The sequence below is a fragment of the Curtobacterium sp. 'Ferrero' genome (genome assembly GCF_002412165.1).
Taxonomy (GTDB): domain Bacteria; phylum Actinomycetota; class Actinomycetes; order Actinomycetales; family Microbacteriaceae; genus Curtobacterium.
Genome location: NZ_NXIA01000002.1, coordinates 237,642 through 264,258, shown reverse-complemented (window position 1 = coordinate 264,258; position 26,617 = coordinate 237,642). Strand labels below are relative to the sequence as shown.

The 26,617-nt window shown below is 71.8% G+C and carries 23 protein-coding genes, 1 tRNA gene and 1 pseudogene; 10 read left to right on the top strand and 15 right to left on the bottom strand.

Annotated elements, in window-relative coordinates; translation table 11 throughout:
- Positions 1 to 42: 42 nt before the first annotated feature.
- The 4 genes from Csp2054_RS03330 to ptsP form a co-directional block, all read right to left on the bottom strand.
- Positions 43 to 1,200, bottom strand: a complete 1,158-nt coding sequence (locus Csp2054_RS03330; protein WP_096897869.1) for a mannitol-1-phosphate 5-dehydrogenase — start codon at positions 1,198 to 1,200, stop codon at positions 43 to 45.
- Positions 1,197 to 1,634 carry a PTS sugar transporter subunit IIA gene (locus Csp2054_RS03325; RefSeq protein ID WP_096897868.1) on the bottom strand — a complete coding sequence of 146 codons (438 nt, stop codon included), beginning with the start codon at positions 1,632 to 1,634 and terminating at the stop codon, positions 1,197 to 1,199. The genes Csp2054_RS03330 and Csp2054_RS03325 overlap by 4 nt, the downstream gene beginning before the upstream one ends.
- Before the next feature lie 85 nt (positions 1,635 to 1,719).
- Positions 1,720 to 3,276: a PTS mannitol transporter subunit IICB gene (locus Csp2054_RS03320; protein ID WP_096897867.1), complete on the bottom strand. Its 1,557-nt coding sequence runs from the start codon at positions 3,274 to 3,276 to the stop codon at positions 1,720 to 1,722.
- A gap of 62 nt (positions 3,277 to 3,338) precedes the next feature.
- Positions 3,339 to 4,994: a phosphoenolpyruvate--protein phosphotransferase gene (gene ptsP / locus Csp2054_RS03315; RefSeq protein ID WP_096897866.1), complete on the bottom strand. Its 1,656-nt coding sequence runs from the start codon at positions 4,992 to 4,994 to the stop codon at positions 3,339 to 3,341.
- 313 nt (positions 4,995 to 5,307) lie between these two features.
- Between ptsP and Csp2054_RS03310 the strand changes: the two genes are divergently transcribed.
- Both Csp2054_RS03310 and Csp2054_RS03305 read left to right on the top strand, forming a co-directional pair.
- The gene (locus tag Csp2054_RS03310; protein WP_096897865.1) at positions 5,308 to 6,078 is read left to right on the top strand and encodes a DeoR/GlpR family DNA-binding transcription regulator; all 771 of its coding nucleotides are present in this window, start codon (positions 5,308 to 5,310) and stop codon (positions 6,076 to 6,078) included.
- A gap of 71 nt (positions 6,079 to 6,149) precedes the next feature.
- The gene (locus Csp2054_RS03305) at positions 6,150 to 6,422 is read left to right on the top strand and encodes an HPr family phosphocarrier protein (RefSeq protein WP_022904964.1); all 273 of its coding nucleotides are present in this window, start codon (positions 6,150 to 6,152) and stop codon (positions 6,420 to 6,422) included.
- Between the two features lie 287 nt (positions 6,423 to 6,709).
- On the opposite strand, the gene Csp2054_RS03300 is transcribed toward Csp2054_RS03305, so the two are convergent.
- Entirely contained in the window at positions 6,710 to 7,066 is a 357-nt protein-coding gene (locus Csp2054_RS03300) for a hypothetical protein (RefSeq protein WP_096897864.1), read from the bottom strand.
- Between the two features lie 53 nt (positions 7,067 to 7,119).
- Here Csp2054_RS03300 and Csp2054_RS03295 point away from each other — a divergent pair, with 53 nt between their 5' ends.
- The 8 genes and pseudogenes from Csp2054_RS03295 (at position 7,120) to Csp2054_RS03260 (ending at position 15,459) form a co-directional block, all read left to right on the top strand.
- Positions 7,120 to 7,962, top strand: coding sequence for an exodeoxyribonuclease III (locus Csp2054_RS03295; protein WP_096897863.1), 843 nt, complete (start codon positions 7,120 to 7,122; stop codon positions 7,960 to 7,962).
- Positions 7,963 to 7,996: 34 nt separating this feature from the next.
- Positions 7,997 to 9,007 (top strand): tryptophan--tRNA ligase, encoded by a 1,011-nt coding sequence (gene trpS / locus Csp2054_RS03290; RefSeq protein WP_096897862.1) that lies wholly within the window; start codon positions 7,997 to 7,999, stop codon positions 9,005 to 9,007.
- A 7-nt stretch (positions 9,008 to 9,014) separates the two neighbouring features.
- Positions 9,015 to 9,590 (top strand): GNAT family N-acetyltransferase, encoded by a 576-nt coding sequence (locus Csp2054_RS03285; RefSeq protein ID WP_176491528.1) that lies wholly within the window; start codon positions 9,015 to 9,017, stop codon positions 9,588 to 9,590.
- Positions 9,591 to 9,671: 81 nt separating this feature from the next.
- Entirely contained in the window at positions 9,672 to 10,706 is a 1,035-nt protein-coding gene (ribD, locus tag Csp2054_RS03280) for a bifunctional diaminohydroxyphosphoribosylaminopyrimidine deaminase/5-amino-6-(5-phosphoribosylamino)uracil reductase RibD (protein ID WP_096898021.1), read from the top strand.
- Between the two features lie 23 nt (positions 10,707 to 10,729).
- Positions 10,730 to 11,359: pseudogene (ribA, locus tag Csp2054_RS03275) on the top strand (GTP cyclohydrolase II); the annotation flags it as partial.
- Positions 11,360 to 11,659: 300 nt separating this feature from the next.
- Positions 11,660 to 13,114 carry an MFS transporter gene (locus tag Csp2054_RS03270; protein WP_096897859.1) on the top strand — a complete coding sequence of 485 codons (1,455 nt, stop codon included), beginning with the start codon at positions 11,660 to 11,662 and terminating at the stop codon, positions 13,112 to 13,114.
- A 283-nt stretch (positions 13,115 to 13,397) separates the two neighbouring features.
- Positions 13,398 to 13,613, top strand: coding sequence for a hypothetical protein (locus tag Csp2054_RS03265; RefSeq protein ID WP_096897858.1), 216 nt, complete (start codon positions 13,398 to 13,400; stop codon positions 13,611 to 13,613).
- Positions 13,614 to 13,620: 7 nt separating this feature from the next.
- Positions 13,621 to 15,459, top strand: coding sequence for an ABC transporter ATP-binding protein (locus Csp2054_RS03260; RefSeq protein ID WP_096897857.1), 1,839 nt, complete (start codon positions 13,621 to 13,623; stop codon positions 15,457 to 15,459).
- A 42-nt stretch (positions 15,460 to 15,501) separates the two neighbouring features.
- Here Csp2054_RS03260 and Csp2054_RS03255 read toward each other — a convergent pair whose 3' ends face one another.
- From Csp2054_RS03255 to Csp2054_RS03210, 10 genes are all read right to left on the bottom strand, one after another.
- Entirely contained in the window at positions 15,502 to 16,989 is a 1,488-nt protein-coding gene (locus Csp2054_RS03255) for an NAD-dependent succinate-semialdehyde dehydrogenase (RefSeq protein ID WP_096897856.1), read from the bottom strand.
- Positions 16,986 to 17,606, bottom strand: a complete 621-nt coding sequence (locus tag Csp2054_RS03250; RefSeq protein WP_096897855.1) for an isochorismatase family protein — start codon at positions 17,604 to 17,606, stop codon at positions 16,986 to 16,988. Before Csp2054_RS03250 ends, Csp2054_RS03255 begins: the two co-directional genes overlap by 4 nt.
- Positions 17,607 to 17,629: 23 nt before the next feature.
- The gene (dacB, locus tag Csp2054_RS03245; RefSeq protein WP_096897854.1) at positions 17,630 to 19,123 is read right to left on the bottom strand and encodes a D-alanyl-D-alanine carboxypeptidase/D-alanyl-D-alanine-endopeptidase; all 1,494 of its coding nucleotides are present in this window, start codon (positions 19,121 to 19,123) and stop codon (positions 17,630 to 17,632) included.
- Between the two features lie 72 nt (positions 19,124 to 19,195).
- Positions 19,196 to 20,191 carry a Gfo/Idh/MocA family protein gene (locus Csp2054_RS03240; protein WP_096897853.1) on the bottom strand — a complete coding sequence of 332 codons (996 nt, stop codon included), beginning with the start codon at positions 20,189 to 20,191 and terminating at the stop codon, positions 19,196 to 19,198.
- Positions 20,192 to 20,302: 111 nt separating this feature from the next.
- Positions 20,303 to 20,375: transfer RNA gene (locus tag Csp2054_RS03235), tRNA-Thr, on the bottom strand.
- A gap of 65 nt (positions 20,376 to 20,440) precedes the next feature.
- Positions 20,441 to 21,064 (bottom strand): TetR family transcriptional regulator, encoded by a 624-nt coding sequence (locus Csp2054_RS03230; RefSeq protein WP_096897852.1) that lies wholly within the window; start codon positions 21,062 to 21,064, stop codon positions 20,441 to 20,443.
- A 154-nt stretch (positions 21,065 to 21,218) separates the two neighbouring features.
- A complete protein-coding gene (locus Csp2054_RS03225; RefSeq protein WP_096897851.1) occupies positions 21,219 to 22,361 on the bottom strand; it encodes a DNA polymerase III subunit delta' in 1,143 nt (380 codons plus the stop codon).
- Positions 22,362 to 22,386: 25 nt separating this feature from the next.
- Positions 22,387 to 23,022 (bottom strand): dTMP kinase, encoded by a 636-nt coding sequence (tmk, locus tag Csp2054_RS03220; RefSeq protein ID WP_096897850.1) that lies wholly within the window; start codon positions 23,020 to 23,022, stop codon positions 22,387 to 22,389.
- Positions 23,019 to 25,817 carry a type I DNA topoisomerase gene (topA, locus tag Csp2054_RS03215; protein WP_096898020.1) on the bottom strand — a complete coding sequence of 933 codons (2,799 nt, stop codon included), beginning with the start codon at positions 25,815 to 25,817 and terminating at the stop codon, positions 23,019 to 23,021. Before topA ends, tmk begins: the two co-directional genes overlap by 4 nt.
- Positions 25,818 to 26,314: 497 nt before the next feature.
- Positions 26,315 to 26,614, bottom strand: a complete 300-nt coding sequence (locus Csp2054_RS03210) for a hypothetical protein (RefSeq protein ID WP_096897849.1) — start codon at positions 26,612 to 26,614, stop codon at positions 26,315 to 26,317.
- Positions 26,615 to 26,617 lie beyond the last annotated feature (3 nt).

The window sequence follows — 26,617 nt, the reverse complement described above, 5'->3', positions numbered from 1 at the left end:
GTGCCAGCCGGCACCGTGCCTCCCGTCAGTCAGGTGGTCGCGTCAGGCGCGCGCTGCGCGCACCCGCTCCGCGAAGGCGGCGTGCAACGGGTGCTGCTCGTCGAGCCCGGTGATCTCCGTCGCGACGTCCGCGTCGGACCGGTCCGAGCGCAGCAGCTGCTGCAGCTCGACGCTCTGCTCGTCGTCAGCGACGTCGAACCGGAGCGCCGCGCCCATCGCGTCGAGGAGCGCGGTCGGTTCGGTGCCGTCCTCGGCGAGGGCGGCGGCCGGCGACACGAAGCGCTCGTCCCGCGAGAGCTTGCGGAGCGGCTGCCGTCCCACCCGGGTCACGGTGTCCGGCAGGTGCGGGTTCTCGAACCGGGCGATGATCGCTTCGACGTAGGCCCGGTGCACCTCGGGGTCGAGCTCGTGGCGGCGGACGAGCAGGTCGCTCGTCTCGGCGAGCACCGACTCGAGCTCGGAGCGCACGGCCGGGATGGCGATCGCGTCAGCGATCTTGTCCGCCCCGGCGACGTAGCCGTGGTACGCGACGGTGGCGTGCCCCGTGTTCACGGTGAAGAGCTTCCGCTCGATCGAGGCCGCGAGCCCGTCGACGTAGTGGGCGCCGGGGATCTCCGGCTCGTTCCCGCCGAACGGTGTGCGGTCGATCGCCCACTCGTAGTAGGTCTCCACCGTGACGTCGAGCCCCGCACCGTCCGGCTGTGCGGGGACGATGCGGTCGACCGCCGTGTTCGCGAAGACGGCCTTGGCGAGCACCTCGTCGCGCTCCTCGGCCGGGATCGCCTCGACGACGAACTCGCGCAGGCGGTCGGTCGCGTTGATGGCGTTCTCGCAGGCCATCACGGCGAGCGGGGCGGCACCGGCGTCGCGCTTCCGGAGCCCGTCGGCGATGACCGGCGCGATGAACTTGAGCACGGTGGGCCCGACGGCACACGTCACGACGTCGGCGGCGGCGACCTCGTCGACGACCCCGGCCTCGTCCTGCGCGCTGTTCACCGCGCGGAAGGCGGTGACCTCGTGGTCCTGCGCACCGGCGCCGACCTCGTGCACGGTGTACGAGTCGGCGGCGGCGAGGGCGTCGATCAGCGGCGCGGCGACGTCGGCGAAGACGACCTCGTACCCGGCTTCGTGCAGGAGCAGCCCGACGAAGCCGCGGCCGATGTTGCCGGCGCCGAAGTGGACGGCGGTGCGGTCGCTCACTCGTTGACCTCGCCGAGGATCGACAGGATCGCCGCGGTGTCCGGGGCGTCGGTCAGCTTCTGGACCTCGTCCTCGTCGGAGAACACGATCGCGATCTTCGAGAGGATGTCGAGGTGCTCGTTGTTGACTCCGGCGATGCCGACGACGAAGCGCACGGGGTTGCCGTCCCAGTCGATCGGCGTGGCGTAGCGGATGAACGACAGGGCGGAAGCCTTGATGGCGTCCTTCGCGTCGTTGGTGCCGTGCGGGATCGCGAGGAAGTTGCCCATGTAGGTCGAGACGCTCTTCTCACGCTCGAGCATCGCCGGGTAGTAGTCCGCGGTGACCGCGCCCGCAGCCTCGAGGATCTCGGCGGCCTCCTTCATCGCCTCCGACTTCGTCGGTGCGGTGTCCTCGGTGTGGATCCGGATCTGGCTCTCCTGCAGGACGGGCATCGGGGTTCTCCTTGCTTCGTGACGTGGCGTCGTGGACGTGTGGAGGGGACGAGCCGTGGCCCGTCCCCTCCGATACTGCACTTGGTTACTGGTTCTTGAGTTGCTCGACGACCTGGTCGTACTGCGGCGCGTTCATGAAGTTGCCGACGGACACGTGCTGCGCCCCCGGGTTCTTCTGCCGTGCGCGGTCGGTGAGTTCCTCCTGGGTGATGATCAGGTCCTCGGTGCCGTCGAGGTTCGCGATCGCCTTGTTCACGACCGTGACGCCCTCGATGCCGGCCTTCTTGACCTTGTTGCGGAGGACGCTCGCGCCCATCGCACTCGAGCCCATGCCCGCGTCGCAGGCGAAGACGACGTTCTCGACGCGCGTGGCGGTCGCGGTGGTCGCCGACCCGACGCCGCCGAGCGAGGCCTCGGCCTCCTCCTCGTTCGCCGGGCTGTTGTTGCCGAGCAGGCCCGAGGTCGCGGCGTTGACGTCACGGCCCTTGTTGGCCTGGAGCTTCGCCATCGCGGCGCTCATGTCGCCGCCGCCGTTCGCCAGGTCGCGCTTGCGGGTGGCGATGAGGAAGAACGACGCGACCGCGAATGAGACCGCTGCGGAGAGGACGACCGAGAGGATGACGCCGACGAAGCTGTCCTTCGCCGTCGAGCCGATCACGGCGAAGATCGACCCCGGGGACGCCGGGGCGACGAGGCCGGAGTGGAACGCCACGTTGGTCGCGACGCCCGTGGCACCACCGAGGATGACGGCGATGAACAGGACCGGCTTCTGCAGCACGTACGGGAAGTAGATCTCGTGGATGCCGCCGAGGAACTGGATGATGATCGCGCCGGGCGCGGTCGAGCGGGCGATCCCGACACCGAAGAAGGTGAAGGCGAGCAGGATGCCGAGGCCGGGGCCGGGGTTCGCCTCGAGCAGGAACAGGATGCTCTTGCCGGACTCCTTCACCTGCGCCGCGCCGAGCTGGTCGAGCACGCCGTGGTTGATGGCGTTGTTGAGGAAGAACACCTTGGCCGGCTCGATGATGACGCTGGCGAGCGGCAGGAGGGAGTGGTTGATGAGGAACTCGACCGCGGCGCCGAGGCCGTTCGCGATCGCCTTGAAGATCGGGGCGAGCCAGAAGAACCCGATCATCGCCAGCACGAAGCCGAGGATGCCGGCCGCGTAGTTGTTGACGAGCATCTCGAAGCCGGGCTTGATCTTGCCGTCCCAGATCTTGTCGACCTGCTTGATGAGGTACGCACCGAGCGGGCCGCAGATCATCGCGCCGAGGATCATCACGGTGCCGTTCGCGCCGAGGATGACACCCATCGCGAAGATCGAGCCGACGACCGCGCCGCGGGTCTCGTAGATCATCCGGCCGCCCTGGATCGCGATCGCGAGCGGGATGAGGTAGGTCAGGATCGGGCCGACGACACCGGGGTTGGCGACGCCGTCGGTCTCACCGAACCCACCGAGGATGCCGACGGGGGTCCAGCCGGTCTCGATGAAGAACGCGGTGATGATGCCCCACGCGATGAAGATCGCGATGTTGGGCATGACCATGCCGGAGAGGAAGGTGCCGAACTTCTGCACGGCGACGCGTGCGCCGCCCCGCGACTTCGCGGGAGCGTCGGGCGCTGCAACGGACGACGTTGTCATGTGCCTGGCTTTCTGTGATGGGTGCTGCGTGGTGGAGGGACGGGTGCTGTGTGGTGCTGGGGCTAGACGGCGTGCGCGGCCGCCGCGGCGGACTTGGCAGCCGCTGCGGTGGACGCGGCGAGGGCCGCCTTCGCCATCTCGCGGGCCTCGTCGAGGGTGTGCTTGCCGAGCTCGGCGCGCACGTCGGCGAGGGCCGCGGGGGTCATGGACAGGGTGGTGGCGCCCAGGCCGACGAGGACGACGGCGAGGAGCGGGTCCGCGGCGGCCTCGCCGCAGATGCCGACGGCCTTGCCCGCGTCCGCACCGGCGGCGCCGAGCTGTGCGACGAGCCGGAGGACGGCGGGGTGCCACGGGTCCTGGTACGACGCGACGGTCCCGAGCATGCGGTCGGCGGCCATCGTGTACTGGGTCAGGTCGTTCGTGCCGATCGACACGAAGTCGGCGGACGAGAAGACCTGCTCGGCCATGAGCGCGAGCGACGGCACCTCGGCCATCACGCCCGCGGTGCGGATGCCGAGCTCGCGCGCGAGGGTCACGAAGTACTCGGTCTCCTCCGCGTCGGCGACCATCGGCGCCATCACCCAGAGGTCGGCCTCGGTCTCGGCGTCGGCCTGCGCGAGGGCGGTGAGCTGGTCACGCAGCACCTCCTCGTGGTTCCGGAGGGCACGGAGACCGCGACGGCCGAGGGCCGGGTTCTCCTCGTCCTTGTCGGTGAGGAACGGCAGGGGCTTGTCGGCACCGGCGTCGAGCGCGCGGACGACGACCTTCTTCCCCGGGAACGCCTCGAGCAGACGCCGGTATGACTCCTGCTGCTCGGCCACGGTCGGGGCCTTCGGCGAGTCGAGGAAGAGGAACTCGGTGCGGAAGAGCCCCACGCCCTCCGCACCGAGAGCGACGGCGCCCGCGGCGTCGGCGGGGCTGCCGAGGTTCGCGAGCAGGGGCACGGCGTGCCCGTCGGCCAGGGCACCGGCGGTGAGCGGGGCCTCGGCGGCGGCGAGTCGGTCGGCGATGCGCTGCTCGACCTCGGCGACGAGTTCGGCGGACGGCTCGGTGACGACGGTGCCGGCGGCGGCGTCGACGACGACCTCGGTGCCGTCGGTCAGCGCGTCCGCTCCGGTCACGCCGACGATCGCGGTGATGCCCTTCGCACGGGCGAGGATCGCCGTGTGCGAGGTCGGCCCACCGTCCCGCGTGACGAGCGCCTGCACCTTGTCGAGGTCGAGGAGCGCGGTGTCGGCCGGCGCGAGGTCACGGGCGACGAGCACGAACGGGCTGTCCGACTCGGGGACGCCCGGCGCGGGCACGCCGCGGAGCTTGGCGATGATGCGCTGGGCGACGTCGTCGAGGTCCGCCGCGCGCTCCCCCATGTAGCCGCCCATCTGGACGAGGAGGTCGCGGAACTGCCCGAACGCCTCGAAGACGGCGCGCTCGGCGTTGGTGCCGCCGTCGATGCGGGCGTGCACGTCGTCGAGGAGCGTCGGGTCCTGCGCCATGAGCGCCTGCGCCTCGAGCACGGCCTGGGCGTCACCGCCGGCGAGCTGCCCGCGCTTGTTGAGGTCCTCCGCCACCGCGGCGAGCGCCGACGCGACGGCCTGCTTGGCATCGTCCGCCGAACCGGTCAGCGCGTCCCGCGACGGTTCGCCGAGCGGGTCGGCCATCCGCAGGACCGGGCCGTGGGCGACGCCACGGCCGACGCCGGTGCCGAGCAGTTCGGACATTGGAGACTCCTTCATCTCACGCGCGATGGGCGGTGCGGTGCGGTGGTGCGGTGGTGGTGCGGTGCGTGCGGTGGTTCGTGCACGTCGTCCCGGTCGTGCAACCCGTGCACGTCGTCGCGACTGGGAGCACACTACATCGATCCGCGTTGACAAACAAACACATCCGGGGATAAAAATGCAGAAACAGATGTCCGATTGCGTCTGCTGACCCAACCGAACCGGACGGATGCGGCACCGGAGTGCCCGAGCCTGCCCGTTCTGTTCCGACCCACCCGCTCGCCGACGCGCGAGCACGACCCGACCGAGGCCGAGGATGTACGCACCGGAGCGCCACCAGCGCATCGTGGAACGGGCCCGCGCCCAGGGCCGGGTCGACGTGAAGGACCTCGCCGAGCTGCTCGAGGTCACCCCGGAGACGATCCGCCGCGACCTCACCTCGCTCGAACGGCGCGGTCTCGTCCGTCGGGCCCACGGCGGCGCGATCCCGGTCGAGCGGATCACCCTGCACCCCGGGGTCGGCGACCGCGGCGGCATCAACCAGGCCGAGAAGATGGTCATCGCGCAGGCCGCGCTCGAGGAACTGCCCGAGAACGGCTCGATCATGATCGACGCCGGGACCTCGACGATCTGCCTGGCCGAGATGCTCCCGACCGACCGCGGCCTGACCGTCGTGACGCACTCGCTCCCGGTCGCCATGGCGGTCGCCAACCGGCAGGGCCTCGACCTCCACCTGCTCGGCGGGAACATCCGGAGCGACTCGCTCGCCGGCGTCGGGACGTGGACCCACCAGCTCATCGGGATGGTCAGCGTCGACGTCGCCTTCATCAGCATCAACGGCATCACGCCCGAGCGCGGCCTGACCACCCACAACATGGCCGAGGCCGCCGTCAAGTCCGCCATGATCAAGTCGGCCCGTCGGAGCATCCTGCTCGCCGACCACACCAAGTTCGGCCGCGAGGAGTTCGGCCGCGTCGCCCCCCTCGCCGCGATCGACACGATCATCACCGACCCCGCCGTGAACGCCGACCTCGTCCGCGAGGTGGAGGCCGCCGGCACCGAGGTGTTCTGGCCCGGTCGGTCCTGAGTCCGACCAGCACCGTCCCACCCGGCGCTCGCTACCATGAGCGCCACCACCCATCGACAGGAGTCCATTCGATGTCCGAAGCCACCCGCACCGTCACCGTCGCCAGCGCGTCCGGCCTGCACGCCCGCCCCGCGTCCCTGTTCGTCCAGACCGTGACGGCGTCCGGCCACCAGGTCACGATCGCGAAGGGCGACAAGTCCGGCAACGCTGGCAGCATCCTCGCCCTCCTCGGCCTGGGCATCGAGAACGGCGACGAGGTCACGCTGACCGTCTCCGGCGACGACGCCGAGAAGACCGCCGACGACCTCGTCGAGTTCCTGCAGACGGACCACGACGCGGCCTGACCGCGCCCGTCGCGTCCGCGACGCGACCACCAGACGGACGGGAGGCACGGTGCCAGCTGGCACCGTGCCTCCCGTCCGTCACCCGGTCACACCGGTCCTCCGCCCCGCCCGGCTCCGCCCCGCCCCGCCCAGCCGGGTCCCGCTCCAGGTTCCAGAATTTCGGCACCGCCGGGCCTGGAGCCGTCAGCTGGCGGAACCTCGGTGAACCGCGGGAGGCGAGTCGTGGAACCTGGGCACAGCGCCACAGCCCGTCGTCTGCGGCCGGGCTCCGGTGAACCGTGGCGCGCTCATGTCACCGGATGCTCCGGAGCAGCGGACGGGATCGATGGGATCGGCCGCAGCTCTCCCCACGCGAAGCTGCTCTCCGCGATGAAGTCCTGCAGGTCGTCGGCCAGGCCGTACAGGAGCTCCGGCAGCTCCTGGAGCTCGACACCGAGGCCCCTGGTCGCTCCCCGGTTGCCCATGATCTTCCACGCGACGCTCATCGACTCGTCGATGATCTCGTCGTCGTCGTGGTCGAGCTCCCAGTCGCCGTGCGGGCTCACCCAGAACCGCGCGCGCCGGAACTCGTCCGGGCGCAGCATCTGCTCGGCGACGGGACGGAACGCGGTGAGCAGCTCGGCGACGGTCATCACGACGGTCATGCGGTGAGCGTACGGCGGGTGGGGCTGTCCGTGGCCGCCGGTAGGCTGGTGACATGACACGCCTGCGCCTCGCATCCGTCAACGTGAACGGCATCCGTGCCGCGTTCCGGAAGGGCATGGGCGACTGGCTCGCCACGCGCGACGTCGACGTCCTCGCCCTGCAGGAGGTCCGCGCGTCGAGCGACGACCTCGCCGGGCTCCTCGGCGACGAGTGGGACATCGTGCACGACCCCGCCACGGCGAAGGGTCGCGCGGGCGTCGCGATCGCGAGCCGGCACCGCGCGCAGATCCACCGGGTGGCGCTCGGCGCGGAGGAGTTCGACTCCGCCGGTCGTTGGCTCGAAGCGGACTACGAGATCGGCGGCACCACGGTCACGGTCGTGTCGACGTACGTCCACTCGGGCGAGGCCGACACCCCGAAGCAGGACGAGAAGTGGAAGTTCCTCGACGCGATGACCGAGCGGCTGCCGGGACTCCGTGCACACAACCCGCTCGCGGTCGTCGTCGGCGACCTCAACGTCGGGCACGACCAGCGCGACATCAAGAACTGGAAGGGCAACGTCAAGCGGGCCGGGTTCCTCCCCCGCGAGCGCGCGTACTTCTCGCGGTTCTTCGGTGCCGAGGGCGAACCGGTCGAGGGTGCCGACGGATCGACGGGTCCCGGCCTCGGGTGGGTCGACGTCGGGCGGGCCCAGGCCGGTGACGTCGACGGTCCGTACACCTGGTGGTCGTGGCGTGGCCAGGCGTTCGACAACGACACCGGCTGGCGCATCGACTACCACGTCGCCACCCCCGAACTCGCCGAGAAGGTCTCGAGCTACACGGTCGACCGCGCCGCCGCGTACGACCAGCGATGGTCCGACCACGCCCCCGTGGTCGTCGACTACGAGCTCTGACCGACTCCGCACACACCAGCTACAGGACACCAGCATGACCAAGACCCGCATCTTCTCGGGCATCCAGCCGTCGGCCGGATCGCTCCACCTCGGCAACTACATCGGCGCGCTCATGCAGTGGAGGACCCTCCTCGACGACCACGACGCCATCTACTGCGTCGTCGACATGCACGCCATCACGACGCCGCAGGACCCGGCCGAGCTCCGCGCGAACACCCGGGCGACGGCCGCGCAGTACATCGCCTCCGGCATCGACCCGACCAGGGCGACGCTCTTCGTGCAGTCGCACGTGCCCGCGCACGCCGAACTCGCCTGGGTGCTGAACACCCTGACGGGCTTCGGCGAGGCGAGCCGGATGACCCAGTTCAAGGACAAGTCCGCGAAGCAGGGTGCCGAGGCCGCGTCGGTGGGGCTCTTCACCTACCCGGTGCTCATGGCCGCCGACATCCTGCTGTACGACACGAAGGTCGTGCCCGTCGGCGACGACCAGCGGCAGCACGTGGAGCTGACGCGCGACCTCGCCGGTCGCTTCAACTCGCGGTTCGGCGACACGTTCGTCGTGCCCGAGGCCCGGATCCTCACCGACACCGCGCGCATCTACGACCTGCAGGACCCGACCAGCAAGATGAGCAAGTCGGCGGCGTCCGACAGCGGCCTCATCCGGCTGCTCGACGACCCGAAGCGCGCGGCCAAGAAGATCCGGTCGGCGGTCACCGACACCGAGCGCGAGATCCGTGCCGACCGGCAGGCCAAGCCCGGCGTGACGAACCTGCTGACGATCCTGTCGGCCTTCACGGGCACCCCGGTGGCCGAGCTCGAGGCGTCCTTCCAGGGGAAGGGGTACGGCGACCTGAAGGGCGAGGTGGCCGACGCCGTGGTCGCGGAACTCGAACCGGTGCGTGCGCGGACCCTCGAGCTGCTCGACGACCCGGCCGAACTCGACCGCCTGCTGGCCGTCGGAGCCGACCGTGCCGAGTCGATCGCGCGTGAGACCCTCACGCGGGTGTACGACCGCATCGGCTTCGTGCCGCGCGTCCGGGGCTGAGCGCGACGTGATCCCGGTCGTCCTCGAGTCCGCACGGGTGCGCCTCGACGTGCCCACCCGCGCGGACACGGCTGCGATCGTCGCCGGCTGCCAGGACCCCGACGTCGCCCGGTGGACCACGGTCCCGCAGCCGTACGGCGCCGAGCACGCACGCTCGTTCGTCGACGCCCTCGTCGGGCCGGGCTGGGCCTCCGACCGGGAGTACACCTGGGCCGTCCGACGGAGCGGGTCCGCCCTGCTCGAAGGCGTCATCGGCTACCGGACCGAACGGCGCGACGTCGGGTTCTGGCTCGCGCCGTCCGCCCGCGGGGCCGGCCTGGCGCACGAGGCGCTCGAGCTCGTCGTGGCCTGGGCCTTCGAGCAGGGCGCGCCGGACGTGGCATGGGAGTGCTACGAGGGCAACACCGCGTCGGCGGCGGTGGCCCGGGCCGCCGGCTTCTCGTTCACGGGCAACGGCCCGGCGGTGAACCCCGGGCGGGACGGTGGGCCCACCCCGGCCTGGCACGCACGACGCCGGGCCGACGGGACGGCCGCGTCGGACCTGTCATGGCCCTCAGCGTCGTTCGCCCACAGCGTCCCCTGAGATGACACGTCACCGACTTCCGGTCGGTAGTGTCGATCCGTGACCAGTTCCCCGACCGCGACCCCGGACGAGATCCGCGCGATGCGCCGCGGCTTCGAGCTCGCCGCGCTCGGTCCGGCCGTGGGCGACCACGCCCGGGTCGGCGCAGTGATCCTCTCCCCCGCCGGCGACGTCCTCGCCGAGGGATGGCACAAGGGCGCCGGCACCCCGCACGCCGAGGTCGACGCCATGACCAAGGTCGACCCGGCACTGCTCCGCGGCGCGACCGCCGTCGTGACCCTCGAGCCGTGCAACCACACCGGCCGCACCGGCCCCTGCGCCCTCGCGCTGATCGAGGCGGGTGTCGGCCGGGTCGTGTACGCGATCGACGACCCGGGCGTGCACGTCCACGGCGGCGCCGACCGACTCCGTGCCGCGGGCGTCGAGGTCGTGTCCGGGGTCCTCGCCGACGAGGCCGAGGCGTTCCTCGAACGCTGGCTCCTTTCGGTCCGGCTCGGTCGGCCGTGGGTCACCGCGAAGTGGGCGTCGAGCCTCGACGGCCGCGCCGCCGCAGCCGACGGGACGAGCCAGTGGATCACCGGCACCGCCGCACGGCAGCACGTGCACGAACAGCGCGCCGCGCACGACGCGATCCTCGTCGGCACCGGCACGGTGCTCGCGGACGACCCGTCGCTGACCGCGCGTGGTGACGCCGGAGAGCTGCTCGCCGATCAGCCGCTCCCGGTCGTGTTCGGCGACCGTCCGGTCCCCGAGGGCGCTGCCCTGCACCGACACCCGCGCGGACTCGTCACCATGCCGGGGCACGACCTCGCCGCCTCCCTCGCGGCGCTGCGCGACCACGGGGTGCACTCCGTGTTCGTCGAGGGCGGCCCCACCCTGACCTCCGCGCTCATCGCGGCCGGCCTCGTCGACGAGTACCTCGTCTACGTCGCCCCCGTGCTGCTCGGCGGACCCCGTGTCGCGGTCGACGACCTCGGCGTGGGAAGCATGACCGACCGCCTGCGGTTGGACGTGACATCGACCACCAGCCTGGGCCCGGACCTGCTCGTCCGGGCGCGGCCACACCGTGCCGTGCACCCTGGAGCGGCACCCCAGAACGACCGGAGCACACCATGACCGACGCACTCACCTCCCCCACCCCCGGGAGCCCGGTCCAGTTCGAGGTCGCGACGAACGTCCCGACCACCCACGGCACGTTCGAGATGCGCGCCTACCGCGACCTCGTCACCGGCGCCGAGCACGTCGCGATCATCGGCACGCTGCCGGACGGGTCGGTCCCGGGCGACGGCGCGCTCGTCCGCGTGCACTCCGAGTGCCTGACCGGCGAGGCCTTCGGGTCGCTGAAGTGCGAGTGCGGCCCGCAGCTCGACGCCGCACTCGACACCATCGCTGCGGAGGGCGGCGTGGTCGTCTACCTCCGTGGGCAGGAGGGCCGCGGTATCGGCCTGACGAACAAGCTCAAGGCCTACCGTCTGCAGGAGGACGGGCTGGACACGCTCGACGCGAACCTCGCGCTGGGCTTGCCGGCCGACTCCCGCGAGTACGGCGGCGCGGCCGGGATCCTCGCGGACCTCGGCATCACGAGCGTGCGGCTCCTGTCGAACAACCCGGAGAAGCGGCGCCAGCTCGAGGAGCACGGCATCGCCATCGAAGCGCTCGTCCCGCTCGTCGTCGGCATCTCCGCGCAGAACGCCGGCTACCTCGACACGAAGCGCGACCGCATGGGCCACCAGCTCCCCGCCCACCTGGAGGCCGGCGCCGCCAGCTGAGTCCCGAGCGCGCCAGCGCCGCCGACAGCGCGGCAGCCAACGCACCAACGCACCAGCGCGGCCACCCGCCGGGAGGCGCGGTGCACGGACGACGTGCACCGCGCCTCCCGGCCGTCCGTCCTCTGCGGATTCGCAGGAAAGCGACATCTGTCGTAGGCTGTGAGCCCCGTCACGAGCGGTCCACCACCCACCGAACGCACCCGATCGGCGACGCGCCACCTGCGCGAACCGACCGGTGTCCGCCGTCCGGAACACCGCTGCACCCCTCCCGGGTGCTCCCCTCGGAGTCCTCACACACGCATGTCAGCCGCACCGGCACCCAGCACGACCACCCCGACCGCCGCAGGCAACCCGCGCTCCCGCGTCGTCATCGCCAGCCTCGTCGGCACCTCCATCGAGTTCTACGACTTCTACGTCTACGCGACCGCGGCCGTCCTCGTCTTCCCGACGCTCTTCTTCCCCAACGAGGACCCGACCGCGTCGCAGCTGTCGTCGTTCGTGACGTTCGCCCTCGCGTTCTTCGCGCGGCCCGTCGGCTCGATCATCTTCGGCCACTTCGGTGACCGCATCGGCCGCAAGGCCACCCTCGTGGCGTCGCTGCTCGTGATGGGCACGGCGACGTTCCTCATCGGGTGCCTGCCGACGTTCGACGCGATCGGCGTGTGGGCGCCCGTGCTCCTCGCCGTGATGCGCTTCGCCCAGGGCGTCGGCCTCGGCGGCGAGTGGTCCGGTGCGGCACTCCTCGCGACCGAGAACGCGCCGAAGGGCAAGCGCGGCGTGTTCGGTTCGCTCCCCCAGCTCGGCGCGCCGATCGGGTTCCTGCTCGCCAACGGCCTGTTCATCGGGATCAACGCCGCCATGCCCGCAGGGGCCGACGGGACGGCGAACCCCGACTTCCAGGCGTGGGGCTGGCGCATCCCGTTCCTGCTCTCCGCCGTGCTCGTCGTCGTCGGCCTCTACGTGCGGGTGAAGCTCGTCGAGTCGACCGTGTTCCGCGGTGTGCAGCAGTCCGGCACGGTCGCGAAGGTGCCGCTGGCGCGCGTGTTCCGTACCTCGTGGAAGCCGCTCATCGTCGGGACCTTCGGCATGGTGGCCACCTACGTGCTCTTCTACTTCATGACGACGTTCACGCTGACGTACGGCACGACGGGTGCCACGGCCGGCCCGCTCGTCCCGAAGGTCGGCCTCGGCTACCCCCGCGGCGAGTTCCTCTCCCTGCTGATGATCGGCGTCGTGTTCTTCGGCATCCTCACCCCGATCGCCGGGCTGCTCGCCGACCGCTTCGGCCGCCGCTCCACCCTCATCTGGACCACCGTCGGCATCGCGCTGTTCGGACTCACGTTCCAGATCTGGTTCGCCGCGTCGCAGGGCCCGCTCTCGGTCGCGACCTTCCTCGTGGTCGGACTGTCGCTGATGGGACTCACGTTCGGCCCGATGGGCGCGCTGCTGCCGGAGCTCTTCCCGACGAACGTGCGCTACACGGGCTCCGCGGTGGCGTACAACGTCGCGTCGATCCTCGGCGCCTCGCTCGCCCCCACCGTGGCGGTCGCGCTGTGGAAGGCCGACGGGAACATCTTCCTCGTCGGGCTCTACCTGACCATCGCCGCCGTGGTGACCCTCGTCGCGCTGCTGTTCGTCAAGGAGACCAAGCACGCCGACTTCGGCGAGGCCGACGCGGCACGCGTGCTCGGCGTGCCAGCCGACGCGAGCGTCGGCGACGAGCACGCGCGGACGTCGGGGAGCCTCGCCCCGTAACGCACCCGCGTCCGCGGCGGACGGGAGGCGCGGTGCCGGCTGGCACCGCGCCTCCCGTCCGTCGTGTGGGCGCGTGGCGCCGGGCCGCGGGACGCGCGGGTTCCGACGTGTCGCGCGTCGATCGACGCGTGTCTCGTCGCCCGATGCACGCGCATCGAATGCGCGAGTATGGAGCGACGAGACACCTCGTGATCGACGCGCGCAACGTCGCACCTGGACCGCGCCGGCCCGCCGGCGTCAACCCAGGTTGACACCGCCACGCCGCGACGGTACGGTGACGCCCGTGGACCGACCGACCATCACCGCCCTCGCCTCGGACGCGGCGGGCGACGACCCCTTCGCCGCGCTGGCGTCGGTGCGCGAACTCCGCCGGGCCCTCGACCGCACCGAGGAACTGGCAGCGCGCCGTGCCCGGAACGCCGGGGCCTCGTGGCAGGAGATCGCGACGCTCCTCGGTGTGAGCCGCCAGGCAGTGCACAAGAAGTACGGCAGAAACTAGGAACACGATGAGCTCCCCCTTCGCCCGCCCCAAGAAGACCGACGGTCCCCGCGCCTCCTTCGGCCGCCTCCTCAGCTACCTCTTCGAGAACAAGCCTGCGATGGCGGTGATCATCGTCCTCAGCGTCCTCGGGGCCGGTGCCTCGCTCGCGCAGCCGCTGCTCGTGAACCAGGTGGTCACGGCCGTGCAGCACGGGCACACGCTGTCGATGCTCGTCTGGGCCCTGGTCGTCCTCGTGATCGTGTCGGGCCTGCTGAACGGCGTGCAGCACTTCCTCCTCCAGCGTGCCGGCGAGGGCGTCGTGCTCTCCACCCGGCGCAAGCTCATCGCCCGGATCCTCAACCTGCCGATCTCGGAGTTCGACACCCGTCGCACGGGCGACCTCGTCTCGCGCGTCGGCAGCGACACCACGCTCCTCCGAGCCGTCCTGACGCAGGGCCTCATCGAGTCGATCGGCGGAGCGCTCACCTTCATCGGGGCGATCATCGCGATGGCGATCATCGATCCCCTGCTCCTCAGCATCACGGTCGTCATCGTGCTCATCGCGATCGTCGTCGTCGGCGGGCTCAGCCGACGCATCCGCATCGCGTCGAAGAAGGCGCAGGAGAAGGTCGGCGACCTCACCGCCGCGGTCGAACGGGGCATCGGCGCCGTCCGCACCATCCGGGCCGCGGGCGCCACCGAACGCGAGGTCCGCGAGGTCGACGGCCACGCCACGGAGGCCTACCGGCGCGGCCTCGACATCGCCCGGATGTCCGCCTTCGTGGTGCCCGTCGCCAGCATCGTGATGCAGGTCGCGTTCATCGCGGTCCTCGGCGTCGGCGGCGCCCAGGTGGCCGCCGGGACCATCACGATCGCGACGCTCATCACGTTCATCCTGCTGCTCTTCATGATGATCATGCCGCTCGGCCAGGCGATGGGTGCGGCGGTGGCCGTCGCGCAGGCGCTCGGCGCCCTCGGCCGGATCGAGGAGATCCTGCACCTGCCGACAGAGGACCAGGACGACGGCGCGGTCCGCGTGGCGGCCGCGATCGAGACCGACGACGCGATCGCGTTCGAGCACGTGTCGTTCCGGTACGCCCAGAGCGCGCAGGCGTCGGGTCCCGACGGGGCCACGGACCGGCCGGGAGGCGCGGATCGCCTGGACGACGACGGCCCGGTCGACGACGTGGTGCTGCACGACGTCTCCTTCCGCGTCCCCCGCGGCGCTCGGGTCGCCCTCGTGGGCCCCTCCGGTGCGGGCAAGTCGACGACCCTGGCCCTCATCGAGCGGTTCTACGACCCGACCGGCGGGGTGATCCGCCTGGGCGGGGTGGACATCCGCGGGCTCGACCGCGACGAGCTCCGCGCGCAGATCGGGTACGTCGAGCAGGACGCCCCGGTGCTGGCCGGCACGATCCGCGCGAACCTGCTGCTCGGGTCACCGGACGCCTCCGAGGACGACTGCGTCCGCGTGCTCGAGGCCGTCAACCTCGGAGACGTGCTCCACCGGGACCCGCGCGGTCTCGACGCTCAGGTGGGCGAGGACGGCGTGATGCTGTCGGGCGGCGAGCGTCAACGGCTCGCGATCGCCCGGGCGCTCCTGGCGGCTCCCCCGATCCTGCTCCTCGACGAGTCGACGTCGTCGCTCGACGGGGTGAACGAGCAGAAGATGCGGCTGGCGATCGACGCCGTGGCCGAGGACCGCACGCTCCTCGTGATCGCCCACCGCCTGTCGACCGTGGTGGACTCCGACGTCATCATCGTGCTCGAACACGGCCGGGTCGTCGGGGTCGGGACGCACTCCGAGCTCGTCGAGTCGACGCCGCTCTACCGGGACCTGGCGAAGCACCAGCTGCTCGTCTGAGCAGCAGTCGCCCGGACCCGAGCGGCCCGGGCACGTGCCGGATCAGCCCGCGAACGGGTCCGGGGTCAGCACGTACACGGACTCGAGGTACTCCTCGATGCCCTCGTGCGACCCCTCGCGTCCGAGGCCGGATGCCTTGACGCCGCCGAACGGGAACGCCGCGTTCGAGACCACGCCCGTGTTCAGGCCGAGCATGCCGGTCTCGAGCCGCTCGGCCAGCCGTTGTCCGCGGGCGAAGTCCGACGTGTAGGCGTAGGCGATCAGGCCGAACTCGGTGTCGTTCGCCATCCGGATGCCCTCGTCCTCGGTGGCGAACCGCGTGATGGACACCACGGGGCCGAAGATCTCCGTCGAGAGGATGTCGGACCCGGGCTGCACGTCGTCGAGCACCGTGGCCGCGTAGTAGGTGCCCGGACGGTCGATCCGGTGCCCGCCGGTGACGAGTCGCGCGCCGCGTTCGACCGCGTCGTCCACGAGCCGGGCGGCCTTGTCGACGGCTCGCTCGTCGATGAGCGGCCCGAGCGTCGTCCCGTCCTCGGTGCCGCGTCCGATGCGCAGCTCCTCGACCCGTGCCGTGAGCGCCGCGGAGAACGCGTCCGCGATGCCCTCCTGCACGAAGAAGCGGTTCGCCGCCGTGCACGCCTCGCCGACGTTGCGGAACTTCGCGAGCATCGCCGCGTCGACCGCCCGGTCCAGGTCGGCGTCGTCGAACACCAGGAGCGGGGCGTTGCCGCCGAGCTCCATGCTCGTCTTGAGGACGTTGTCCGCCGCCTGCTTGAGGAGCGCCGAGCCGACGGGCGTCGACCCCGTGAAGGTGAGCTTCCGCAGCCGCGGGTCGGCGAGGACCGGTTCGGAGACCGCCTTCGCGTCGGTGGTGGTGACCACGTTGAGGACCCCGTGCGGGAGCCCGGCACGGCGGAACAGCTCGGCGAGGAACAGGGTCGTCAGCGGGGTGAGGTCTGCGGGCTTCACGACGACGGTGCACCCGGCCGCGAGCGCCGGCCCGATCTTGCGGGTCGCCATCGCGAGCGGGAAGTTCCACGGCGTGATCGCGTACACCGGGCCGACGGGCCGTTTCAGGACGATCGCGCGCCCCGTCCCCTCGGGGTTCGTGCGGTAGTCGCCCCCGATCCGCACGGCCTCCTCGGAGAACCAGCGGAGGAACTCGGCGCCGTAGACCACCTCACCGCGCGACTCGGCGAGCGGCTTGCCCATCTCGAGCGTCATGAGCGCGGCCAGGTCGTCGGCGTGCTCGTGGACGAGGTCGAAGGTCCGCCGGAGCAGGTCGTACCGGGTGCGCGGCGGGGTCGCCGCCCAGTCGTCCTGCGCGGCGACGGCCGCGTCGAGGGCCGCCATCGCGTCGTCGGCCGTGGCGTCCGCGACCTCGGCGATCACCGTGCCCGTGGAGGGGTCTCGGACCGGGAAGGTGCCGCCGCCGGACGCCTGCCGCCAGTCGCCGTCGACGAACAGTCCGGTCGGGACCCCGTCGACGGTGACGACACCGTCCGAGACCGTCGTGGTGTCGCTCACAGTCGTGCTCCTCCCGGGCGGTGCAGCCCGTCGTCGGTGTCGCTCCGGTCGACCACGCCGCCGGCGGCCCGGACCTCGGCGAGCGCCGCGGCGCTGCGGTCGGGGTCGACGCCGACCACGAGGTCCTCGTAGACGGTGACGGCCGCCCCGCCGTCGAGGGCGTCGAGCGCCGACGCACGGACGCAGTGGTCGGTCGCGATGCCGACGACGTCGACCTCGCGCACGTCCCGCTCCTCGAAGAGCGTCCCGAGCGTCGTGCCCTCGGGCGTGGTGCCCTCGAACGCCGAGTAGGCGGGGACGCCCTGCCCCTTCCGGACGTGGACGTCGACCGACGCGGTGTCGAAGTCGGGATGGTACTCGGCGCCCGGGGTGTCGGCCACGCAGTGCACCGGCCACGTGTCGACGAAGTCCGGTCCGGTACTGCCCGCGAAGTGTCCGCCGTTGTCGTCGTCGCCGTGGTGCCAGTCGCGCGACGCCACGATGAGGTCGTACTCCGCAGCGTGCTCGTGGAGGAAGACGGTGATCCGACGGGCGACTTCGGCACCGCCGGTCACCGCGAGCGCACCGCCCTCGGTGAAGTCGTTCTGGACGTCGACGACGAGCAGTGCCCTGGCCATGTCCCCATCCAACACCGCGTCGGTCAGGAGTCGGTGAGTTCGGCTCCGCACGAGTACGTCGCGGCCGTCACCGCGTCGAGTGCGGGCAGCGCGGCCGCCCTCGACGACCCGATCGCGTAGAAGGCGAAGGTCAGCCGACTGCCGTCCGCGGCGTCGATGTAGCCGCCGAGGGTGTTCGCGCTGTCGATCCACCCCGTCTTCGCGTGCACCTTGCCGCGCGCCACGGCGTTCGCTCCGGTGAACCGGCTGGCGAGCGTCCCCGACACCCCCGACACCGGCAGCACCTGCGCCAGGGTGCCGAGGCCCTTCGCGCCCGCCTGCACCTGCACCATCAGCCGGGCGACGAAGAGCGGCGACACTGCGTTCGCGGCGCTCTCGCCCGATCCGTCCTTGATCACGATGCCGGACGGGTCGACGCCGTACGACTTCAGCGCTGCCTGGTACACGCCCGTCAGGGACGCGGCCGACCCGTCCGCGCCGGACTCCTTCGAGGAGATCCGGGCGAGCATCTCGGCGAGGGTGTTGTCCGAGTTCGGGATCATCTGGCCGATCAGGGTGGACACCGGCTGCGAGGAGACCGAGGCGATCGTGTCGGTGGACGTCGTGGCGCGCTTCACGATCTGCGCGTTCGCGGCCCCGGCGACGCCGGCGTTCGCGAGGGCGGTCCGGAACAGGGCCCCGGCGCGTCCGACCGGATCAGTGGAACGGGGCGAGGTCGCGGCGCCCGGGTTCGCGCGGTCGCCGTCGACCATGAGCGCCGTGACCTCCGGCTGGTAGCCGATGGTGCGTTCGGACACCGGCCAGGTGGGGTCCCAGGCGTCGGCGTCGTTCCAGTAGGTGTCGTCGGTCACGATCGTCGTGACCGGGGTGCTGCCGAGCTTCGCCTTCACCTGCTGCGCGAGCTGCGCCAGGGTCGGCGCCCCCGGGTACACGGTCGCGCCGCCGGCGGAGAGGGTCGCGTCGCCGTGGCCGACGAGGGCGATCGCGCCGCCGGACTCCTTCGTGACGGTGGTCGGGATGCGGTGGTCGCCCCCGAGGACCGCGAGGGCGGTCGCGGTCGTCAGGGTCTTCATCACGCTGCCGGTCTGCGCGGCCCTCTCGCCGTCGTGCGAGTACAGCACCTCCCCGGTCTTCGCGTCGAGCACGGCGCCCTCGAACGAACCGAGGCCGGCGGCGGACGCCTGCGACGCGATCGAGCACGTCCGGAGCGCCTCCGGACCCTGGACCTGGGCCGGGACCGCGCGACCGGTCGGTGTCGGCGTCGACGCCGGGGTGCTCGCCGCCGAACGCGACGGCGTCGGCGTGGACGCCGCGGCGGTCGTCCGGGTCGGTGCCGGTGCCCCGGGGGTGGTGGCGGCGGCGATCGCCACGGCGCCACCGGAGCCGAGCACCAGGACGGCCGCGAGGCCGCCCGCGATCCACGGGACGGGACGCCGCGCGACCACGCGGCGCAGCGCGGTCGTCCGCGCGCGGACGCGCTCGGCGAAGGTCGAGGGTGGGGGCTGCTGGTCTGCCATCGCGGACGATCCTACGGAACCCCGCCACGAGCCTCCAGGCCGTCGGTTCGATCTGTGGAGACCGTCGCGTCGTCAGCCCGCTGTGGAGGGATCGTCGGCCGCGTAGCGGACGCCGACCTGGCGACGGAGTTCGTCGAGGAGCGCCATGATCCCGACCGACTCCTCGGGGTCCATCGGGCCGCCCTCGTGCTCGCCGGAGGTCACCATGCGCTCGAACGCCCGTGCTTCGTGCGCGTAGCCGGTCAGGCGCTCCCGGCTGTCGAACTCCTCGGCGACCGCGCCGTCGCGGTCGCGCAGCCGCCACGTGGTCGGTGTGAAGAACGTGGAGTCGAGGTCGATCCGTCCCGCTTCGCCGATGATCGAGGCCCCGTTGGGACTCGCGAGGTCGAGCCCGAAGTGCAGCACCGACTGGGTGCCGGCGGGGTGGTTCAGCACCACGCCCATCTGCGTGTCGACGCCCTGCTCGCTGAGGGTGCCCGCCGCGACGGCAGACTCCGGCAGGCCGAGCAGGTCGACGGCGAACGAGATCGGGTAGATGCCGAGGTCGAGCAGCGCTCCCCCGCCGAGCGCCGGGTCGTTCAACCGGTGCCGCGGATCGGTCGGCAGGGCCTGGTGGTGCGTCGCCTCGACGACCCGGGGCCGCCCGATCCGTCCCTCGGCCACGATCTCGCGGATCATCGCCATCTGCGGCAGGAACCGCGTCCACATCGCCTCCATCACGGCGACGTCCGCGCGGCGGGCCGCATCGACCACGGATCGCGCTTCGGCCGCGGTGATCGTGAAGGCCTTCTCGACGAGGACGTGCTTGCCGCCCGCGATCCCGAGGAGCGCGTCCTCGGCGTGTCGGGAGTGCGGTGTCGCGACGTAGACCGCGTCGACCTCGGGGTCGGCGACCAGCTCCTCGTACGATCCGTGCGCCCGATGGATGCCGAACTCGGCGGCGAACGCGTCCGCGCTCGACTGCGAACGGCTCCCGACCGCGACGAACTCCACCCCGGCCGCCGCGCAGTCGCGCACGAACGACCGGGCGATCCCACCTGTGCCGATGACTCCCCAGCGAACCGTCATGCAGCCTGTCTACCAGTCGCGTGGTCCGGAACGGCAGAACCCCCGCCGATCCGTGGATCTGCGGGGGTTCTGGACCGGCTTGCGAGCCGTGGCCGGTGGCCATGCTGGACGAGCCGCCTGTCGGAATCGAACCGACGACCTATTCATTACGAGTGAATCGCTCTGCCGACTGAGCTAAGGCGGCGGACACCCGGTGAGGGGCGTCGTGCACTCCGTCGCCGGAGCGGCACGAGCAATGACTATACAGGTTCAGACCAGCGAACGCGAAACCAGCGCGCCGAGGTCGGCGAAGGACTGCTCGAGCTCGTCCACCAGCCGGGTCTCGCCGTCCTGCTCGGACCACTCCCACCAGGCGTGGCGGAGGGCGCCGAGCGCGACGATCGACGCCAGACGGGCCTGGCGCCGGCGGACCTCGGGGTCCGGCTCCCCCGCTTCGAGCCGGCGTGCCACGGCCGTCTCGATCTCGTGCTGGAACTCCTTCATCGAGGCCATCCGGCGCGAGAACAGCTCGGGGTTGGCGCGGAGGACCTCCTGCCGTTCGGAGATGAGTCCGCGCTCGTCGATGAGCGCCTGGGTGGAGTGCACGAGGAGCACACCGACGTCGCGGAGCAGGTCGCCGCTCGGCCCGCCGCCGACGAAGACGTCGAGCTGCTCGTCCGCCGGCAGTGTCGGGTCGTCACCGAGGAGGGCCTGCTCCTTGCTCGGGAAGTAGTTGAAGAAGGTGCGCGGCGAGATGTCGGCTCGTCGCGAGATCTCGTCGACCGTCACGGCGCCCAGCCCGTCGGAGGCGGCGATGGCGAGCGCGGCCTGCTGGATGGCGAGCCGGGTGGCGAGGCGCTTCCGCTCGCGCAGGCCGGGTTCTGCGTCGGACATGCGGCGATTGTCCCACGACGGGTCGGACGGGAGGCTGTGGGTTGCGTCAGGCGTCCTGCCGGCGGGCGGCGGGTGGCCGGGACGGGAGGCCAAGGGTTGCGTCACGCGCCCTACCGGCGCGCGGCGCGTGGCCGGTCCGTCCGCTGCGCGGTCGTCAGCGGACGGCGCGGGCGACCGTGACGAGGAGAGCCTCGAGCGCGAGGAGCGCGGCGACGTTGGCCGCGATCCGGTTCCTGGCGGTCGTCACCGCGTCGAGCACCTCGAGCGCGGCAGCCGGCGGGACCGACGGCAGGGCCTGCTCGAGCTGGTCCCGCATCGACAGGTTGACGGGTTCGGCCGGTGCACCGAGGCCGAGCAACAGCAGGTCGCGGTACAGCGAGGAGACGTCGACCAGGATGCGGTCGAGGCCGTCGCGGAGTGACCGGGTCGCGCGCCGCTTCTGGTCTTCCTCGAGCGCGCGGAGCTGCGAGCGCAGGGCGGGTGGGATCGTGCCGCCCGGCTCCACGCCGAGCGATCGGAGGGCGGCGTCACGCTCCTCGACGTCACGCTCCTGCGTGATGGCCTTCGCGTCCTCGTCGGCCACGGCGAGCAGTTCCGCCGCGGCCATGACGGCGTCGCCGACACTCCGGACCCGCAGCACCGTGGTGAGCGTGCGCCGTCGACGGTCGCGAGCGTCCTCGCTGGTCGCCAGACGCTGCGCCATGCCGATGTGGCTCTGCGCCTGACGGGCCGCGTCCATCGCCAGACCGCGGTCGACGCCGGTGCGCGCCACGATGAGGTCGGCCACGGACTCGATGCCCGGCACCCGCAGCCGCACCGAGCGGACCCGGGAGCGGATGGTCGGGAGCAGGTCGGCCTCGCTCGGGGCGCAGAGGATCCACACGGTCCGCTCGGGTGGCTCCTCGAGCGCCTTGAGCAGCAGGTTCGAGGTGCGCTCGGTCATGCGGTCGGCGTCCTCGATGATGACGATGCGGTAGCGCCCGACCGAGGGTGCGTAGTACGACGACGTGACGAGCTGCCGGATCTCGTCGATGGTGATGATGACCCGCTGGGTCGTCAGGACCGAGACGTCCGGGTACGTCCTCGCCGTGATCTGGCGGAGGGTGTGGTCGTCGTCCGGCCCGTCGCCGACGAGCGCCGCCGCGAACGCCGAGGCGACGTTCGAGCGCCCCGAGCCGGGCGGCCCCGTGATGAGCCACGAGTGCGTCATGGCACCGGTCTCCGGTCCGGACTCGGCCGCGTGCCGGAGCGCCGAGACCGCTTCTTCCTGTCCGGTCAGGCCGTCCCACACGCTCACGGTGCCATCCTCGCAGGGACCACCGTCACGGGACGTCGATCCCGACGAGGGGTGCGACCGCGGCGCGGACGACCTGCTGGACGGCGTCCGCCGGCGCCGCGGCGTCGACGACCAGGAACCGCTCCGGCTCGGCGCGGGCCATGTCGAGGAACGCCCGGCGGACGGATTCGTGGAACGCCGCCGCCTGCGACTCGAGTCGGTCGAAGGTGTCTCCCCGCGCGGACGCGACCCGCGCACGTCCCTCCGTGACGTCGAGGTCGAGGAGCACGGTGAGGTCCGGGGTCAGCCCGTCGGTCGCCCACTCCGACACCGAGCGGATCTGCGCGGCACCGAGGCCGCGCGCGACGCCCTGGTACGCCACCGACGAGTCGGTGTAGCGGTCCTGCAGGACGACGTCGCCACGTGCAACCGCGGGCCGGACGACCGTCTCCACGTGGTGTGCACGGTCGGCCGCGTAGAGGAGCGCCTCGGCACGCGGCGCGACGTGCCCGCGTTCGTGCAGCACGATCTCGCGGATGCGCACGCCGAGGTCGGTGCCGCCCGGTTCGCGGGTCCGCACGACCGACCGGCCGTTCGCCTCGAGCCACGCCGTGAGCAGTTCGGCCTGCGTGGTCTTGCCGGCGCCGTCACCGCCTTCGAGCGTGATGAACCGACCGGTCACTTCTTCTTGGCCGCCGTCCGCCGGGCCGGAGCCTTCTTCTTCGCCGGGCCCTTCGCACGCTTGTCGGCGAGCAGCTGGACGGCGCGCTCGAAGTCGACGGCCTCGACGTCCTCGCCGCGCGGGATCGTCGCGTTCGTCTCACCGTCGGTGACGTACGGACCGAACCGACCGTCCTTCACCTTGATCGGCTTGCCCGACACCGGGTCCGCGTCGAACTCCTTGAGCGCGGCCGTGGCGGATCGACGGGCACCGTACTTCGGCTGCGCGAAGAGCTCGAGTGCGCCCGGCAGGTCGATGTCGAAGATGGCGTCCTCGCTCGGCAGGGTCCGCGTGTCCGTCCCCTTCTTGAGGTAGGGGCCGTAGCGACCGTTCTGCGCGGTGATGTCCTCGCCGGACTCCGGATCCTGGCCGACCGTCCGCGGCAGGTCGAGCAGCTTGAGCGCCGTCTCGAGGTCGACCGTCTGCGGGTCCATCGACTTGAAGAGGGACGCCGTCCGCTCCTTCGGTGCCGCGGCCTTCTTCGCGGGGGCCTTCTTCGCCGCCGTCGTCCCCGCCGGGGCCTTCTTCCCCGCTGCCGTCTTCGCGGCGGCCTTCTCCGCGGATGCCTCCTCGGCAGGTGCAGCCTCGGTGACCTCTCCCGTGGCGGGGTCGACGGTCGGTTCCGGCTCGGGCGTGCGCTCGGTCACGTACGGACCGAACCGACCGTCCTTCGCGAGGACCTCCTTGCCCGTCTGGGGGTTGATGCCCACGACCCGGTCGCCGACGACCGGTGCCTCGACGAGCTCGCGTGCCTTCTCGGCGGTGAGCTCGTCCGGTGCGAGGTCCTCCGGCACGTTCACCCGGCGTGGCTTCTCGGGGTCGTCGCTCGGCACCTCGATGTACGGGCCGTAGCGACCGATCCGGAGCGTCAGGCCCGGGGCCAGTTCGACCGAGTTGATGTCGCGTGCGTCGATCTCACCGAGGTTGTCGATGACGGTCCGCAGACCGCGCTGGTCGCCGCCGCCGAAGTAGAACTCCTTGAGCCAGTCGACGCGGTCCTCGTCGCCGCTGGCGATGCGGTCGAGGTCGTCCTCCATCGACGCCGTGAAGTCGTACTGCACGAGGTCGCCGAAGTAGTCCTCGAGGAGCCGCACCACGCTGAACGCGATCCAGTTCGGCACGAGCGCGCTGCCCCGCTGCGTCACGTACCCGCGGTCGATGATCGTCGAGATGATCGCGGCGTAGGTCGACGGGCGGCCGATGCCGAGCTCCTCGAGCGTCTTCACGAGGCTCGCCTCCGTGTAGCGCGGCGGGGCGGAGGTGTCGTGCCCCTTCGCCTCGACGTCGGACACGGCGAGCGCGTCACCCTCGGCCATCTGCGGCAGCTTGGCGTCGTCGCCGTCGGCCTTGGCCTCGTGGCGCTCCTCGTCGCGGCCTTCCTCGTACGCGTTGAGGAAGCCCCGGAAGGTGATCACGGTGCCGGACGCGGTGAACTCGGCGTCGGTGCCGTTCGCGGTCGCGGCGACCCCCTCGACCGACTCGGTCGAGGTGACGCCGAGGACGACGGACGCCGTGGAGCCCTTCGCGTCGGCCATCTGCGAGGCGACCGTGCGCTTCCAGATGAGGTCGTAGAGCTTCCAGTCGTTGCCGCGGAGGACGCCCTCCATCTGGGACGGCGTGCGGAAGGTGTCGCCGGCGGGACGGATGGCCTCGTGCGCCTCCTGCGCGTTCTTGCTCTTGCCGGCGTAGCTGCGCGGCTTGTCCGGGACCGTCTCCGGTCCGTAGAGCGAGGCGGCCTGCTTCCGGGCTGCGGCGACGGCCTGCTGCGACAGCGACGACGAGTCGGTGCGCATGTAGGTGATGTGGCCGTTCTCGTACAGGGACTGCGCGACGCTCATCGTCTGCCGTGCCGAGAAGCGCAGCTTGCGGGCCGCCTCCTGCTGCAGGGTCGACGTCGTGAACGGGGCGGCCGGACGACGGGTGTACGGCTTCGAGTCGACCGAGCGCACGACGGCGTCCCCGGCGCGCTCGAGGACGGTCGTGAGCGCCGCAGCCGAGGCCTCGTCGAGCCGGACGACGTCGCCGGAGATCGCCCCGCGGTCGTCGAAGTCGCGGCCGGAGGCCACCCGGGTGCCCTGGAGGCGCGCGAGCTTCGCGGTGAACGCGGTGTCGCCGGGCTTCTCGAACCGTGCCGTGAGGTCCCAGTAGTTCGCGGAGACGAACGCCAGCCGCTCGCGCTCGCGGTCCACGACCAGGCGGGTCGCCGCGGACTGCACCCGGCCGGCGGAGAGACCCGGACCGACCTTGCGCCAGAGCACCGGCGAGACCTCGTACCCGTAGAGCCGGTCGAGGATGCGCCGGGTCTCCTGCGCGTCGACGAGCGCCGTGTCGAGCTCACGGGTCGCTTCCTGCGCGCGCTGGATCGCTTCCTTGGTGATCTCGTGGAACACCATGCGCTTGACCGGCACCTTGGGCTTGAGCACCTGCAGGAGGTGCCACGCGATGGCTTCGCCCTCGCGGTCCTCATCTGTTGCGAGGTAGAGCTCGTCGGCGTCCTTGAGCGCACGCTTGAGCTCGGAGACCGTCTTCTTCTTGGCGTCGGAGACGACGTAGTACGGCTCGAAGCCGTTGTCGACGTCCACCGAGAACTTCCCCATCGGGCCCTTCTTGAGCTCCGCCGGGAGGTTCTTGGGCTCGACGAGGTCGCGGATGTGGCCCACGGACGCCTGGACCTCGTATCCGTCACCGAGGTATTGCGCGATCGTCTTCGCCTTCGCGGGGCTCTCGACGATCACGAGCTTCTTCGTGCCTGGCACGTGTCTCCTTGATCGATGGTGCGCGTCGGCCCTGGACCGCGAACTCGCCGTGTGACTCGCCGTCCGGGTCGACCGGGACATCGATGACCGGGGGCCGACAGGCACACCATACACACTGTGTTCGCGCGCTCCGAGTGCCGGACCGGCGACGGCGACGGCCGTGGCGGCGACGGGACCGGTACCGGCGACGACCCGGACCCGGGCGGTCGCGTCGATGGTGGAGCAGTCGCTCAGGACGGCACCACCCGCCTCGGCGACCCCGCGGGCGGCGCGGCACGGGTCCTCGCCGCCGAGCCCGACCACCGACGCCGCAGCCGCGAGGGCGGATGCGTCGGCGGCACCCTGGGCGCGCACGACGAGGACGCGGTGCGACGCCGCGGCGAGCGCGACGGACGCGAGTGTCGTCCCCAGCCCGAGGACCACGGCGAGCACGACCGTGACGGAACCGCGCTCCGACCGACGGGCGCCGCGCGGCCCGTCCGGGCCCGCGAGCGTGGTCACCGGCCGTCCTCGGCGGCGCACCCCGTGGCCCGGAGCGGCACGGCGGCGAACGGACCGCCCGGACGCCGTTGCACGTCGACGCAGACCATGCCGTCGGTGTGTCGGTAGGACGCGGTCGCCCCGGGGCCGAGGCCCGCGATGACCGCGGCTGCGGCGGCGGCGTCACCCCGACCGGCCGCGCGGGAGGCCGTCGCCGCGGCGACCTGCAGCGCACCGCGGCGGTCGACGAGCACGACCGCGGCGACGAGCACCGTGAGGACGAGCGCGACCGCGGGCAGGACCACCGCGAACTCCACCGT